The sequence below is a fragment of the Nocardioides agri genome (assembly GCF_013778305.1).
GTDB classification, from domain to species: Bacteria; Actinomycetota; Actinomycetes; order Propionibacteriales; family Nocardioidaceae; genus Nocardioides; species Nocardioides agri.
This window is the reverse complement of sequence record NZ_JACEIC010000002.1, coordinates 1,399,031-1,411,920: the sequence shown is the minus strand read 5'-3', so window position 1 is coordinate 1,411,920 and position 12,890 is coordinate 1,399,031. Positions and strand designations below refer to the sequence as shown.

Below are 12,890 nucleotides of genomic sequence, written 5' to 3'. Positions count from 1 at the left end.
CTCGTCATGTCCAGGACTGGTCCACCAGGCGGCGCGCCTCGGTGAGCGTGAGCCCGAGACGGCGCGCGGTCGCGACGTACGCCGCCGCGGCGTCGCGCGCGGACGTGCTCGCGCCCGAGACGAACGTCCCACGGCGCCCGTCGGTGGTGACCACGCCGGCGCCCTCCAGGGCGCGGTAGGCCTTGGCGACGGTGTTGACCGCGAGGCCGAGCTCGTCGGCGAGGGCGCGCACCGTCGGCAGCCGGGTGCCCGCCGGGAGGTCCCCGGACGCGGCACGCGAGGCGATCTGCGCCCGCAGCTGCTCGGAGGGCGGCACGGACGACGACGCGTCGAGCGGGTGGACGTCCACGGCTAGTCGGCCGCCGGGGAGAGGTAGGCGTGCACGAGCGGCACGACCGACGCGCCTTCGCCGCTCGCGGACGCGACCCGCTTCATCGACCCCGCGCGCACGTCACCGGCCGCGAAGATTCCCGGCACCGTCGTCGCGAGGTTCTCCGGCGGGAGCCCGTCGAGCCAGCGGTCCCGGGGGACGTCGCGCCCGGTGAGCACGAAGCCGCGGTCGTCCCTCGCGACGCCCGCGGGGAGCCAGTCGCAGTGGGGCTCGGCCCCGAGCAGCAGGAACAGCCCGTACGCCGGCACGCGGTCGACCTGGCCGGTGTTGACGTCCTCCAGCCCGAGCCACTCCAGGCGACCGTCGCCGCCCCCGTCGACGACCTGGCAGCAGGTGCGCACGCTGATGCGCGGGTTGTACTCGATCTCGCCGATCAGGTACGACGACATCGTCTCGGCGAGGTCGGGCCGGCGCACCAGGATCGTGACGGAGCGGGCGAACCTGGCCAGGTGCACCGCCGCCTGGCCGGCGGAGTTGCCGCCGCCCACGACGTAGACGTCCTGGCCCTCCATCTCCCGCGCCGCGGTCATCGCCGCGCCGTAGTAGACACCGGAGCCCACGAGCTCCTCGACCGGCTCGACCCGCAGCTTGCGGTAGGCGACGCCGCTGGCGATGACCACCGAGCGGGCGCGCACCTCGCCGGAGTCGGTGCACAGCACGTGCGGATCGCCGCCGGACCCGGGCCGCAGCTCGTCGACGACCTGGCCGGTGTAGAAGCGGGCGCCGAAGCGCAGCGCCTGGTTGCGGGCGCGCTGGGCCAGGCGCATGCCGGAGATGCCGCGGGGGAAGCCGAGGTAGTTGCGGATCATCGAGCTGGTGCCCGCCTGGCCGCCGATCGCCTCCGCCTCGAGGATCACCGTCGACAGGCCCTCGGACGCGGCGTACACCGCCGTCGCGAGGCCGGCCGGCCCGCCACCCACGACCGCGAGGTCGACGACCTGGTCCAGGTCGAGCTCGGTCGGCGCGCCGTAGACGTTGATCGCGACGTCGCGCACCGACGTGGCGTGGACGACCGGCCCGTTGGCGCGGCAGACGAGCGGGTACGCCGGCTCGCCGCCCCACAGGTCGAGGACGTAGCGACCTCCGTCGGAGTCCGGCTCGTAGACCCGGCTGGGCATGCCCATCCGGTCCAGGAAGTCGCGGATCGCCAGCGTGAGTCCGTCGCGGACCGGCGAGACGATCTTGACCGCCACGACCTCCGGGTCGGCGACCGTCGATCCCCAGTCGGAGAGCAGGTCGGTGATCGCGTTGTGGAACTCCTCGTCGCGGGTGCCGCGCGGCATCAGCAGGAAGGCGTCGTACTTGCCCTTCGCCATCCCCGCGCGCAGGCCGGGGGCGTCGGCCAGGAACCGGTCCCAGTGCGCGGCGATCACGCGACGTGCCGTGGGCACCTTCTCGCGGAGCTTGTGGAAGCAGTGCAGGACGTCCGCGTCGGGCAGCACGGACTCGCTGACGAACATCGCCACCGTGCCGCCGTCGGCGACGATGGCGTGAGTGGTGTCGAGGGCGTCGTGGCAGGAGCGGGCGAGCCGGACGTCGTACTCCGCCTCGTAGCGGGCGAGTCCGGCGCGCATCTCGTCGGGGTGGTCCGGCGCGATGAGGACCAGGGCGGGGGCGGTCACGGATCCAGCCTAGGAAACGGCGCAATAGGATTGCCTCTCGTGCGCCTCCGCCTCGACCTCTCCTACGACGGCACGGCCTTCCACGGCTGGGCCGCGCAGCCCGGGCTGCGCACCGTGCAGGGTGAGCTGAGCGCCGCGCTGGCGACCGTGCTCCGCGTGCCGACCGTCGACGTGGTCTGCGCGGGCCGCACCGACGCGGGAGTGCACGCCCGCGGGCAGGTGGTGCACGTCGACCTCGACGAGGTGCCCGAGCTGGAGCCCCTCGTACGCCGGCTCAACGGCGTCCTGCCGCTCGACGTGCGGGTGCGGTCTGCGACGGAGGCGCCGCCGTACTTCGACGCCCGCTTCGGCGCCTTGTGGCGCCGCTACGCCTACCGGATCGCCGACCGGGCGGCCGCGCTGGACCCGCTCACCCGCAGCCACGTGCTCGCGTGGCCGCGGCCGCTCGACGAGCGGGCGATGAACGCAGCGTCGGTGCTGCTCGTCGGTCGCCACGACTTCGCGTCGTTCTGCAAGCCGCGCGAGGGCGCGACGACGATCCGCACGCTCGAGGAGCTGTCGTGGGAGCGCGATGCGGCCGGCGTGCTGGTGGGCACGGTGCGCGCGGACGCCTTCTGCCACAGCATGGTGCGGTCGCTGGTCGGCTGCCTGATCGCCGTGGGGGAGGGCCGCAAGCCCGTCGACTGGGCGGACGAGATCCTGCGCGCCGCCGTGCGGAGCTCCTCGGTCCCGGTCGTGCACGCCCACGGGCTCACGCTCGAGGATGTCGGCTACCCGGCGGACGACGAGCTCGAGGCGAGGACCGCCCAGACGATGGCCCGCCGACGGCCGGAGGAGATCACCGGATGAGCGACGAGCACTACTTCACCGCCGACCCGTCGGTGCCCTTCGAGCGGGAGACCTTCACCTGCGAGGTGTGGGGCCGCGAGCTGACCCTGGTGAGCGGCGCCGGCATCTTCAGCCGCGGCCACCTCGACCACGCCACCGCGGTGCTCTTCCGGGAGACCGAGCCGCCCGTGCAGGGCCGCTTCCTCGACCTCGGCTGCGGGTACGGCGTGATCGGCCTGGCGATCGCGGCGGCGGTGCCGCTCGCCACCATCACGGCGGTCGAGGTCAACGACCGCGCGATCGCGCTCGCGAACGAGAACGCCCGCGCGATGGGCGTGCACGGCCGCTTCGTCGCGTGCCGGCCCGAGCAGGTGCCGACCGACCTGGTCTTCGACGAGATCTGGTCCAACCCGCCGATCCGGATCGGCAAGGAGGCGCTGCACGACCTGCTGCTCACCTGGCTGCCCCGGCTCGCGCCTGGCGGGCGGGCGGTGATGGTGGTGGGCAGGAACCTGGGCGCCGACTCCCTCCAGCGCTGGCTGGGCGAGCAGGGCTGGCCGACCGAGCGGCTCGCCAGTGCGAAGGGGTTCCGGGTGCTCGAGACCCGCGCGGCGACCTGATCTGCCGTCGAGTGACGCGAACGCGCCCGTGGACGGGCCGTTCAGGGGCGGTTCCGCGTCACTCGACGATCCCCGGCGGCAGCCGGGGCTGCTCGCGGCGGGGCGCTGATCCCGCTACGGTGCGCGCGTGAGCGCGGAGACCGCCGAGACGCCGACCACCGACCGGGCTCGGGTCGCGCACGTGGCGCGGCGCGCCGTCGCCTGGCTGCTGCTGGCGGTCGCGCTCGTGCTCGCCGGGACGCTGGTGCTCGCCGGACAGCGACCGGCGTCGTACGTCGCGCTCCAGACAGCGATCGAGCGCGGCGAGGTGGACGCCGTGACGGTCCACGGCGGTCTCGGCGAGGGGCGCGGGTCCGCGACCGTGGACCTCGTGTGGCGCGACGGCTGGCTGTGGCGGGTCAGCACCGTCACCGAGGCGACCTCGCGGCGCGACGCGGGAAACTCTCCGGAGGGCCCGGTGTTCGTCGGCTCCGTGAGCGACTCGCTCCGCGAGCTCCGGCCGGGTCTCGAGGTCGAACGCGACGGGTGGCGGCCCTACGACGAGGTCGGGTCCTGGCGGGTGCCCCAGCGAGTCTCGCAGCTCGCGGTCGTCCTCGTCTTCGGCGTCCTCGTGCTCCTGCTCGCCACGCCGCGGCCGTGGCGGGCGACCCGGTGGGCGTGGTTCTGGTTGGTGTGGGCGGCGTTCCCGCTCGGGCTGATCGCGTTCCTCGTCCTCGGCGGGCCGACCGGCCTGCTGCGACCGGCCCGGCCCGAGAAGCGGTTGACCGGCGGGTGGGCGTTCCTGCTCGCCGTCGGCGTGAACGCCGTCGGGGGCACCGTCGTCACCGCGATCGTCGGCTTGCCGTGACGACCTGGTCGCGCCACGGGGGATCCGAGGCCGGGCCGCTGCTGGTGCTGCTGCCGGGGCTGGGCGCCACCGCCGACGTGTACGCCGGGGTGGAGCGCGTGCTCGCCGACGCCTGGCCCGGCGGCTGGCTGGCCGTCGACCTGCCGGGGCACGGGCGCAGCGACTGGGACCCGCCGTACACGTTCGCGCGGCACGCGGCCGCCGTTCGCGCCCTGCTGCCGCCGGGCCGGGAGGTCGTCGTGCTAGGGCACTCGATGGGCGGCGTGGTGGCCCTCGAGCTCGCGGACGTCGCGAGCGCGGTCGTCGCGTTCGGGGTCAAGGTCGTCTGGCCGGTCGAGCACGTCGCGGCGGCCGCTCGGGTGGCCGAGCGGCCCGTGGCGCACGTGGCGACCCGCGCCGAGGCGGTCGCGCGCTACCTCAGGCTGGCCGGCCTGACCGGGCTCGTCGACCCGGACGACCCCGCCGTGGGGGCGGGGGTCGTCCGGACCGCCGAGGGCTGGCGGGTCGCCCAGGACCCGGCGACGTTCGGCGTCGGGGTGCCGGACATGGCCCGGCTGGTCGCGCACGCCGGGTGCCCGGTGGTGCTGGCGCGCGGCGAGCACGACCCGATGGTGTCGGACGCTGACCTGCGCGCCCTCGTGGCCGATCCGGTCACGCTGCCGGGCCTCGGGCACAACGCGCACGTCGAGGAGCCGGCAGCGGTGGCCGGTCTGCTGGTCAGCTGACGCGCCGGTGGGCTCGCCCGCCGAAGTGGAGGTAGGTCGGCGCGGCGGACGCGTCGGCCGGGTTGAAGAACACCGCCAGCAGCGCGCTGTCGGCGATCGGCAGCTCCAGCAGGAACGAGCCGTCGCGCACGACGGGCACCAGCGGGAGGTCGTCCATCGGCGGCAGGTTCTGCATCTCGGCCGCGGCGTGCGAGGCCCTGACGCTCGCCACGAGCGAACCATCCTCGGCCTCGGCGATCTCGAAGACCAGCCCCTCGCGCTGGTAGGTGCCGACGTAGCGGCTCGGGTCGGCGACGACCGGTGAGTCCAGCGCCGCCGGGTCCTGCCGGGTCGTGACCCCGAGGCGCTCCTCGAACAGCCAGTCGGCGAGCTCGCGGTACATCGCCAGCGCGCTCTCGACGTTGGTCTGCAGGCAGAAGCCGAACCGCTGCGCGGGAGCGACCCGCATGAACGCGTTCTGGCCCAGCGAGTTGCCGTCGTGGCCGATCACCGCGACGTCGCCGAAGTGGTCCAGGATCCAGCCCAGCCCCCAGGACTCCCCGAGCACGGTGTCGTCGACCAGGTCGATCTGCGGCTGCTGGGCCGCCGCGACGATCTCGGCGGACAGCAGGCGCGTGCCGTCGGCGGCGACGCCGCCGTCGAGGTGGAGCAGGGCGAACCGGATCACGTCCCCGGCGCTGGCGACCAGCGACGCCCCCATCGGGCCGCAGGAGCGGAAGAGGCCCCACTGCGGGCTGACCATCAGGGAACCCGGGTCCTCGGGGTTCGGCACGTGGCCCATCGCGTGCGGGTGGCCGATCACCTCCTCGGGGAAGACCACGGAGTGCTCCAGCCCGAGTGGCTCGAGCAGCCGCTCGCGCAGCGCGGTCTCGAACACCGTGTCGGCGACGACCTCCACGAGCCGGCCGAGGATCGAGTAGCCGCTGTTGCTGTAGCTCCAGATCGTGCCGGGGTCGGCGATCTGGGGAAGGTCGCGGATCTCCTGCAGGTAGCGCGGCAGCGCGTCGTCCCCGCGACCGGTGTCGATGAAGACGTCCCCGTCGAAGCCGCTCGTGTGGCGCAGCAGGTCGCGCACCGTGACGCTGTCGCGGGCGTGCGCGTCCCGCACCTCGAAGTCGGGGAGGTAGGTCTTGACGGGCTGGTCGAGGTCGACCAGGCCCTCGTCGGCGAGCATCAGCACCAGCGTGGCGGTGTAGAGCTTGCCGATCGAGCCCGGCAGGAAGAGCGCGTCGGTGCTGACGGGGCAGCCGGTGCGGATGCTCAGGACACCCGCCGTGACCTCCGTGATCGTGTCGCCGTCGAGGACGGCGAGCTGGGCGCCAGGGACGTGGTGGCGGTCGATGAGCTCGGCGAGCTTCTTCTCGAGCTCGGTCTGGGTGAGAGACACGGTTCCTCCTAGGGCGTACCTACAGTGTAGGTAAGCGTTAACCTACGCTGTAGGTTTGTCAAGAGGAGCGAGGTGGCCATGCCGGCGTTGACGCGGGAGCGGATCCTGCAGACTGCGGTGCGACTCGCCGACCGGGACGGTCCCGACGCCGTCACGCTGCGCAAGATCGCCGCCGCGCTGGGGGTGCACGTCACCTCGCTCTACAACCACGTCCCGACCCGGGAGGCCGTCACGGACGGCATCGTGGAGCTGCTCCTCGACGAGGCCAAGCTGCCGACCGGCCCGGTGGCCTGGGACGACTGGGTCCGCCAGTTCATCGACGGCGTCACCGGCGTGGCCGGGACGCACCCGGGGGCGTTCCACGCGCTGCGGCAGCGGCCGGTGCAGGGCGCCCGGGCGGCCGCCTCGTTCGAGGTCGCGCTGGCCGCGTTCGCCGAGGCCGGGTTCAGCACCAATGACGCGTTCGCGGCGGTCAAGGCGGCGTCGTACCTGGCGCTGATGATCGGCATGGAGCGCAGCATGGTCGCGAGGGGAGCGATCCTCGAGACCCATCTCGACGAGCTGCCGCCCGAGTCGTTCCCGCTGGTGCGGTCGGTGGCGACGGACGTCGCGGACTACGAGTACGTCTGGTCGTTCGGCGTCGAGACGCTCATCGCCGGGCTCAGGAGCCGTGTCGCAGACGGGCGGCCTGACGCGTGAGGTGGTCGCGCTCGGCGGTGCTGCTCGCCGCGGCCGCGGCCTGCGCGTAGAGCACCGCGGACGCGTCGATGTCGCCGGCGCGCTCGTGGAGCCACGCCTCGACGGCGACGCGGCGGGGTACGTCGGGCGGCACGGTCTCCAGCGCTCGCAGCCCGGCCAGCGGCCCGTCGGCCTGGCCCACGGCGACGGCCCGGTTGAGGGCGACGACCGGCGAGGCGGTGAGCGCGAGCAGCTCGTCGTACCACTCGAGCACCTGCGTCCAGTCGGTCTCCTCGGCCGTGCGGGCGTCGCAGTGCAGGGCCGCGATCGCGGCCTGGGCCTGGTACTCGCCGAGCCGGTCGCAGGCCAGCGCGCCCTGCAGGATCTCGACCCCCTCCGCGATCAGGGTCGTGTCCCAGCGGCTGCGGTCCTGGTCGGCCAGCGGGACGAGGGCACCCTCGTCGGTCCAGCGCGCTGCCCGTCGCGCGTGGTGCAGCAGCATCAGCGCCAGCAGGCCGGCGACCTCCGGCTCCTCGCTGACGTGCCTCAGCATCCGGGTCAGCCGGATCGCCTCGGCGGCCAGGTCGACGTCGCCGGTGTAGCCCTCGTTGAAGACGAGGTAGAGCACCTTGAGCACCCGGCTCAGCTCGCCCGGCTCGCCCACGCCCGCCTGGGCGACCGTGCGCTTCGCGCGGCTGATCCGCTGCGCCATGGTCGCCTCCGGCACGAGGTGGGCGGCGGCGATCTGGGCGGTGGTGAGGCCACCGACGGCCCGCAGGGTGAGGGCGATGGCCGACGCCGGCGTCAACGACGGGTGGCAGCACAGGAAGAGCAGGAGCAGGGTGTCGTCCCGCACCTCGGCCGGTCCGGCGGGTGGCTCCTCATGGACCCGCACCTCCCGGGTCCGTCGCGCCGACTCGCTCCGGTTGGCGTCGAGGAACTTCCGCCAGGCGACCGTGATCAGCCAGGCCCTCGGGTCGTCCGGCGGGTCGTCCGGCCACCGGCGTACCGCCTCGACGAGCGCCTCCTGGACGGCGTCCTCGGCCGCCGCGAAGTCGGCTCCGCGGCGGACGAGGACCCCGAGGACCTGGGGCGCCAGCTCTCGGACCAGCTCGTCCACGGGCTCAGTCGGTCACGGTCGGCGGGTACTCCAGGAACGGGCGCACCTCGATCCACTCCCCGATCGGCTCGCCGCCGGGGCCGGGCGCCGAGGACAGGAACGCCGCCGCCTCGTGCGCGCGCTCCACGGACTCGACGTCGATGACCATCCAGCCGGCGATCAGGTCCTTCGTCTCCGCGAACGGCCCATCGGTCGCCGGCGGCCGGCCCTCCCCGTCGTACCGGACGAACGTGCCCTCCGGCGACAGCGCCTGGGCGTCGACGAACTCGCCGCGCTCGCGGAGCTGGTCGGCCACGTGGTCCATGAACGCGATGTGCGCCTCGATCTCGGCCGGGGTCCACTGGTCCATCGGCTCACAGGGGATCGGCTTCGCGCCGCGGTAGTGCTTGAGCAGCAGGTACTTCGCCATCGTGGATCTCTCCTCAGGGTCGGTGCCGCCATTGTGGCGGTTCGACGCTGGGACGGAGCCGGGGTCGTGTTCTCGACATCGGCCGAGCACGCCGATCGGGACTGGCGAGGTCACGACCCGTCGCCGCCGCCGCCGTCGAAGCCGACGCCGTCGAAGCCGCCGCCGTGCCCGCTGCCGCCCGGGTCGGACCAGGAGGCGGTGATCTTGGGCGCCTGGAACGCCCACGTCATGACGGCTGCGGTCGCGAAGTACCCCTCTCCGTACGGCTGGTAGGCAGCACCCGCCTCCCAGTACGGGACCTGCCGCGAGCGGACCGTGACGGTGCGGACCTCGGGGTCCTCGTGCGCGGCCACACGCGCCGCGTCCTGGGCGCAGGCCGGCACGCGACGGGTGCCACCACCTCGGCGCGGCGTCCACATCACGTCTCCGGTCGACGGGCCGTGCTGGGGATTGAAGAAGCACGCGACACGCCGCTCCGGCACCGGACGCCCGTCGACCCGGGCCTGGACGCACGCCAGCGCGTAGCGGCCCGCCGAGAGGGTGTCGACGACCTTGCTGATCTCGTCGGGGCCGCTGATCCGTGGCGCCGCGCGGCCGGCGGACTCGTAGGCGTCGAGAGCCGTCTGGTAGTCCAGCCGGGCGGCGTCGTCGAGCTGGCGCCCGGCGACCTCGGCGTCGAGCCGGCGCAGCTGCTCGCCGAGGACCGTGACGTCCTCCTCTGCCAGCCGGCGCACGCCCTCGAGCTCTGCTCTCGACTCTGCTGCGAGGGCGCGCCTGCGCTGCCAGTGCCGACCGAACAACCCCGAGCCGCCTACGGCCAACGCGACGAGCACCCATTCCATGGCAACCCCCTCGGCTCGGGGCTGCAGGCTATCCGACCGGCAGCGGGCTGCTGGGGTGCGCGGGAACCAGGTCCCGGCCGCCGGGGCAGGCCGGGACCTGGTCGTGGCGCCTAGCGGGCGTACGGGCCGTAGTAGTCGCCGTGCTGGGTCCGCGCGGTGTCGTCCCAGGTGTCGCTGTCGTAGTCCGGCGCGGACTTGATCTGGTCCTTGGTCATGCTCACGTGCGCGACCTTGTCGTCGTGATCCACGCGGGTGATCGCGCCGGCGGGGATCAGCCGCTTCTTGCCGAAGATCCAGAAGCCGGTGTCGACGACGACGTAGGCGTCGGACGCTTCGTACGTCGCCTTGTCGATCTTGCCGATCGAGCCGTCGGTCGCCTCCACGTCGTACCCGACCAGGTCCTGGTCCTGGGTCCACGTGGAGTCTCGGTATGCCCACATGTCGCTCATGTCGGTCTCCCTCCTTCGATCCGGGTGTCTCCCGGACGCCTTTGTCGGCCCCCTGCCGGTCGCGAGAACGTGCAGACCGGGCACAGGTCGCTGGGTCCCCTCCCGCCAGGAAGCCCGTGCCCGGTCAGCCCTGGGTCAGCCCCCCCGCGCAGCGCGCCGCGGAGCTGGGTCGGCAGGTTCCCGGCACCGGACGCCGCAACGATCGTCGGGACGAGCCGGTCGGGGTGCACCTGGGGCGACGGCAGCAGCGTCCGCCACGGCCGCGAGCGTGACGCCGCGACCCGCTGTCGATCCGAACAGCTTCCTCACTGTTCCCTCCCGGTTGTCTCTTGTCCCCCGGGATCCGGGCAGTACCCACGACCGCGCCGAACACACGGGCTCGACGCTGGGAGAAGTGGGAGACTCGGCTGCCATGGACCACGACGACGTGCTCCGGGACGGCGAGGTCGCCGTCCCGCCACCGGCGGCGGCCGATGCCGGCCTGGAGTTCATCGGCACCATCCACAGCCCGTGGACCTCGCGCACCGAGACGCCGCGGCAGGGAAGCGCCGATGGTCCGACGTTCCGGATCGAGGTGTTCGAACCGTGGGTCGCGGCGGTCGAGGGCATGGAGGTTCTGGAGCGGCTCGAGGTGCTCTACTGGCTGCACCTCTCCCGTCGCGACCTGGTGCGGCAGCGTCCGGGCAACGACGAGGGGGAGCTCCGGGGCACGTTCGCGCTGCGCTCGCCGTTGCGACCGAACCCCATCGGCACCTCGATCGTCACGCTGGACCGCATCGACGGCGCGAACATCTTCGTCCGCGGCCTCGACTGCCTCGACGGCACGCCGTTGCTCGACCTGAAGCCGGCGTGGGGCCGCTAGGACCCGTGCAGGACCTTCCGGAACAGCGCGACCGTCTCGTCGACGGCCGCCTGGGCGCCCGGTGAGTGCCGGCCCATGTCGGCGAACCCGTGGATGAGGCCGGGGAAGGTGCGCACCTCGACCCGGACGCCCGCTGCCTCGAGGGCGCGCGCGTAGGCGAGGCCGTCGTCGCGCAACGGGTCGTACTCGGCGACGACGAGCACCGTGGGGGCGAGACCGGCGAGGTCGCCGTGGTACGGCGCCAGCCGCGGGTCCGTGCGGTCGATGGCGGCGAGGTGCCCGACGTACTGGTGGTCGAACCAGACCATGGTGTCCAGGTCGAGGAAGTAGCCGGTGCCGTTCTCGGCGTGCGACGGGTGGTCGCCGCCGGGGTCGGTGACCGGGTAGAGCAGCAGCTGACCGGCGAGCGCGACACCGTCGTCCCGCAGGGTCTGGGCGGCGACCGCGGCGAGGTTGCCGCCCGCACTGTCTCCCGCCACGGCCACGAGGTCGGAGCCGCCGAGGGAGGGGAGCGAGGAGGCGGCCCAGCGGGTCGCGGCGATGGCGTCCTCGATGCCGGCGGGCCAGGGGTGCTCGGGGGCGAGACGGTAGTCGACGGACACGACGACGGCGTCGCAGCCGCGCGCGATCGTGCGGGCCAGCAGGTCGTGGGTGTCGAGGTCGCCGATCACGAAGCCGCCCCCGTGGAACATCACGACGGTCGGCAGCGGTCCGTCGCCGTGCGGGCGGTAGATCCGCGCCGGACGGGGTCCGTCGCCGCCGGGCACCTCGACGTCCTCGACGGAGGCGACCGAGGGCAGCGAGGCCGGGTCGCGCAGGTCGACGGTCAGCGCCCGGAAGCCACGTCGGGCCTCGACGGGCGTCTGCTGCGACATGGGCGGGTGGCCGGCTGCGGCGATCAGCCCGAGCAGTCCGGCCAGGTGAGGGTCGAGGGGCATGGGGGCGGTGACTCCTTGGCTAGACGAACGCGTTGACGCCGGTCTCGGCGCGACCGATGAGCAGCTTCTGGATCTGGCTGGTGCCCTCGTAGAGCGTCATCACGCGGGCGTCGCGCAGGTACTTCTCGGCCGGGTACTCGTCGACGTACCCCGCGCCGCCGTAGACCTGGATCGCGTTGTTGGCGGCGCGGACGGCGGCCTCCGACGCGAAGAGCTTGGCCTTCGACGCCTCGGTGCGGAACGGCAGCCCGCGCTCGATCAGGTCCGCGCAGCGCCACACGAGGAGCCGCGCCGCGTCGGCGTCGACCGACATGTCGGAGATCAGCTCCTGGACGAGCTGGAAGCCCGCCAGCGGCTTGCCGAACTGCTTGCGGGTCGTCGCGTAGGCCACCGACTCCTCCAGGCAGCCCTGCACGATGCCGACGCACCCGGCGGCCACCGAGACGCGTCCCTTGTCGAGCGTGGTCATCGCGATCTTGAACCCCTGCCCCTCCTCGCCGAGCAGCGCCGAGGCGGGCACGCGCACGTCGGAGAGGAACAGCTCGGCCGTGGCCTGGCCGCGCAACCCGAGCTTGCCCTTGACCTCGCGGGCCTCGAAGCCCGGCGTGTCCGTCGGGACGAGGAACGCCGAGACGCCGCGCGGGCCGTCGTCGCTCGTGCGCGCGAACACCAGCGCCACCTTGGCCCAGGTGCCGTTGGTGATGAAGAGCTTCTGCCCGTTGAGCACGTAGGAGTCGCCGTCGCGGCGGGCGCGCGAGGTGAGGTTGCCGGCGTCGGAGCCGGTGTCGGGCTCCGTCAGCCCGAAGCACCCCAGCGCCGATCCGCTCGCGATCTGCGGCAGCCACTCCTGCTTCTGCTCCTCGGTGCCGAAGCCCAGCACCGACTTGCCGAAGAGCCCGTTGGACACCGACACGATGCCGCGCAGCGCGGAGTCGGCGCGGCCGAGCTCCTCCATCCCGAGCACGTAGGTCAGGTAGTCGCCGCCGAGCCCGCCGTACTCCTCGGGGATCGTGAGTCCGAAGAAGCCGATCTCGGCCATCTTCGGGATGATCGCGAGGTCGACCTGCTCGTCTCTGTCCCACTGGGTGCGGTGCGGCACGGCCTCGCGGTCGAGGAACTCGCGCGCCAGGTCGCGGAACGCCTGCTGCTCGTCGCTCAGCGAAAGATCCATC

Annotated in this window: 15 protein-coding genes; 6 read left to right on the top strand and 9 right to left on the bottom strand. The window is 73.4% G+C overall.

Going from position 1 to position 12,890, the window contains the following annotated elements; translation table 11 throughout:
- Window positions 1–4: 4 nt before the first annotated feature.
- Window positions 5–349: a GntR family transcriptional regulator gene (locus tag HZF07_RS11355; protein WP_181645074.1), complete on the bottom strand. Its 345-nt coding sequence runs from the start codon at window positions 347–349 to the stop codon at window positions 5–7.
- Window positions 350–351: 2 nt separating this feature from the next.
- Window positions 352–2,013, bottom strand: a complete 1,662-nt coding sequence (locus HZF07_RS11350; RefSeq protein ID WP_309504701.1) for an NAD(P)/FAD-dependent oxidoreductase — start codon at window positions 2,011–2,013, stop codon at window positions 352–354.
- Window positions 2,014–2,052: 39 nt separating this feature from the next.
- On the opposite strand from HZF07_RS11350, the gene truA reads away from it, so the two are divergent.
- The 4 genes from truA to HZF07_RS11330 all read left to right on the top strand — a co-directional run bounded on the left by truA (window position 2,053) and on the right by HZF07_RS11330 (window position 5,033).
- Window positions 2,053–2,862, top strand: a complete 810-nt coding sequence (truA, locus tag HZF07_RS11345; RefSeq protein ID WP_181645073.1) for a tRNA pseudouridine(38-40) synthase TruA — start codon at window positions 2,053–2,055, stop codon at window positions 2,860–2,862.
- Window positions 2,859–3,461 (top strand): class I SAM-dependent methyltransferase, encoded by a 603-nt coding sequence (locus tag HZF07_RS11340; protein WP_157341711.1) that lies wholly within the window; start codon window positions 2,859–2,861, stop codon window positions 3,459–3,461. The genes truA and HZF07_RS11340 overlap by 4 nt, the downstream gene beginning before the upstream one ends.
- Window positions 3,462–3,588: 127 nt before the next feature.
- Window positions 3,589–4,308, top strand: coding sequence for a hypothetical protein (locus HZF07_RS11335; protein ID WP_157341709.1), 720 nt, complete (start codon window positions 3,589–3,591; stop codon window positions 4,306–4,308).
- Window positions 4,305–5,033, top strand: a complete 729-nt coding sequence (locus HZF07_RS11330; RefSeq protein WP_181645072.1) for an alpha/beta fold hydrolase — start codon at window positions 4,305–4,307, stop codon at window positions 5,031–5,033. The genes HZF07_RS11335 and HZF07_RS11330 overlap by 4 nt, the downstream gene beginning before the upstream one ends.
- Here HZF07_RS11330 and HZF07_RS11325 read toward each other — a convergent pair.
- Window positions 5,026–6,420, bottom strand: a complete 1,395-nt coding sequence (locus HZF07_RS11325; RefSeq protein WP_157341707.1) for a serine hydrolase domain-containing protein — start codon at window positions 6,418–6,420, stop codon at window positions 5,026–5,028. The two genes, HZF07_RS11330 and HZF07_RS11325, sit on opposite strands and share 8 nt — an antisense overlap.
- Before the next feature lie 78 nt (window positions 6,421–6,498).
- On the opposite strand from HZF07_RS11325, the gene HZF07_RS11320 reads away from it, so the two are divergent.
- Entirely contained in the window at window positions 6,499–7,119 is a 621-nt protein-coding gene (locus tag HZF07_RS11320; RefSeq protein WP_157341705.1) for a TetR family transcriptional regulator, read from the top strand.
- Here the strand turns inward: HZF07_RS11320 and HZF07_RS11315 are convergent.
- The 4 genes from HZF07_RS11315 to HZF07_RS11300 all read right to left on the bottom strand — a co-directional run bounded on the left by HZF07_RS11315 (window position 7,082) and on the right by HZF07_RS11300 (window position 9,918).
- Complete coding sequence (locus HZF07_RS11315) at window positions 7,082–8,218, bottom strand: RNA polymerase sigma factor (RefSeq protein ID WP_181645071.1); 1,137 nt, start codon at window positions 8,216–8,218, stop codon at window positions 7,082–7,084. The two genes, HZF07_RS11320 and HZF07_RS11315, sit on opposite strands and share 38 nt — an antisense overlap.
- A 4-nt stretch (window positions 8,219–8,222) precedes the next feature.
- On the bottom strand, window positions 8,223–8,627 hold the full coding sequence (locus tag HZF07_RS11310) for a YciI family protein (protein ID WP_157341703.1): 405 nt from the start codon (window positions 8,625–8,627) through the stop codon (window positions 8,223–8,225).
- Window positions 8,628–8,737: 110 nt separating this feature from the next.
- Complete coding sequence (locus HZF07_RS11305; RefSeq protein WP_157341701.1) at window positions 8,738–9,469, bottom strand: hypothetical protein; 732 nt, start codon at window positions 9,467–9,469, stop codon at window positions 8,738–8,740.
- Between the two features lie 110 nt (window positions 9,470–9,579).
- The gene (locus HZF07_RS11300; RefSeq protein WP_157341699.1) at window positions 9,580–9,918 is read right to left on the bottom strand and encodes a PRC-barrel domain-containing protein; all 339 of its coding nucleotides are present in this window, start codon (window positions 9,916–9,918) and stop codon (window positions 9,580–9,582) included.
- A 412-nt stretch (window positions 9,919–10,330) separates the two neighbouring features.
- Here HZF07_RS11300 and tsaA point away from each other — a divergent pair, with 412 nt between their 5' ends.
- Window positions 10,331–10,780: a tRNA (N6-threonylcarbamoyladenosine(37)-N6)-methyltransferase TrmO gene (gene tsaA, locus HZF07_RS11295; protein WP_157341697.1), complete on the top strand. Its 450-nt coding sequence runs from the start codon at window positions 10,331–10,333 to the stop codon at window positions 10,778–10,780.
- Here the strand turns inward: tsaA and HZF07_RS11290 are convergent.
- Window positions 10,777–11,718 (bottom strand): alpha/beta hydrolase, encoded by a 942-nt coding sequence (locus tag HZF07_RS11290; RefSeq protein ID WP_157341695.1) that lies wholly within the window; start codon window positions 11,716–11,718, stop codon window positions 10,777–10,779. The genes tsaA and HZF07_RS11290 overlap by 4 nt on opposite strands.
- A gap of 19 nt (window positions 11,719–11,737) precedes the next feature.
- Window positions 11,738–12,889: an acyl-CoA dehydrogenase family protein gene (locus tag HZF07_RS11285; protein ID WP_157341693.1), complete on the bottom strand. Its 1,152-nt coding sequence runs from the start codon at window positions 12,887–12,889 to the stop codon at window positions 11,738–11,740.
- Between the last annotated feature and the right edge of the window lies 1 nt (window position 12,890).

Bases quoted from the DNA above. Each gene is read 5' to 3' on its own strand.
- HZF07_RS11340 (WP_157341711.1), top strand. From the start codon at position 2,859: ATGAGCGACGAGCACTACTTCACCGCCGACCCGTCGGTGCCCTTCGAG.
- HZF07_RS11320 (WP_157341705.1), top strand. From the start codon at position 6,499: ATGCCGGCGTTGACGCGGGAGCGGATCCTGCAGACTGCGGTGCGACTC.
- HZF07_RS11310 (WP_157341703.1), bottom strand. From the start codon at position 8,627: ATGGCGAAGTACCTGCTGCTCAAGCACTACCGCGGCGCGAAGCCGATC.
- HZF07_RS11305 (WP_157341701.1), bottom strand. From the start codon at position 9,469: ATGGAATGGGTGCTCGTCGCGTTGGCCGTAGGCGGCTCGGGGTTGTTC.
- HZF07_RS11300 (WP_157341699.1), bottom strand. From the start codon at position 9,918: ATGAGCGACATGTGGGCATACCGAGACTCCACGTGGACCCAGGACCAG.
- tsaA (WP_157341697.1), top strand. From the start codon at position 10,331: ATGGACCACGACGACGTGCTCCGGGACGGCGAGGTCGCCGTCCCGCCA.
- HZF07_RS11290 (WP_157341695.1), bottom strand. From the start codon at position 11,718: ATGCCCCTCGACCCTCACCTGGCCGGACTGCTCGGGCTGATCGCCGCA.
- HZF07_RS11285 (WP_157341693.1), bottom strand. From the start codon at position 12,889: ATGGATCTTTCGCTGAGCGACGAGCAGCAGGCGTTCCGCGACCTGGCG.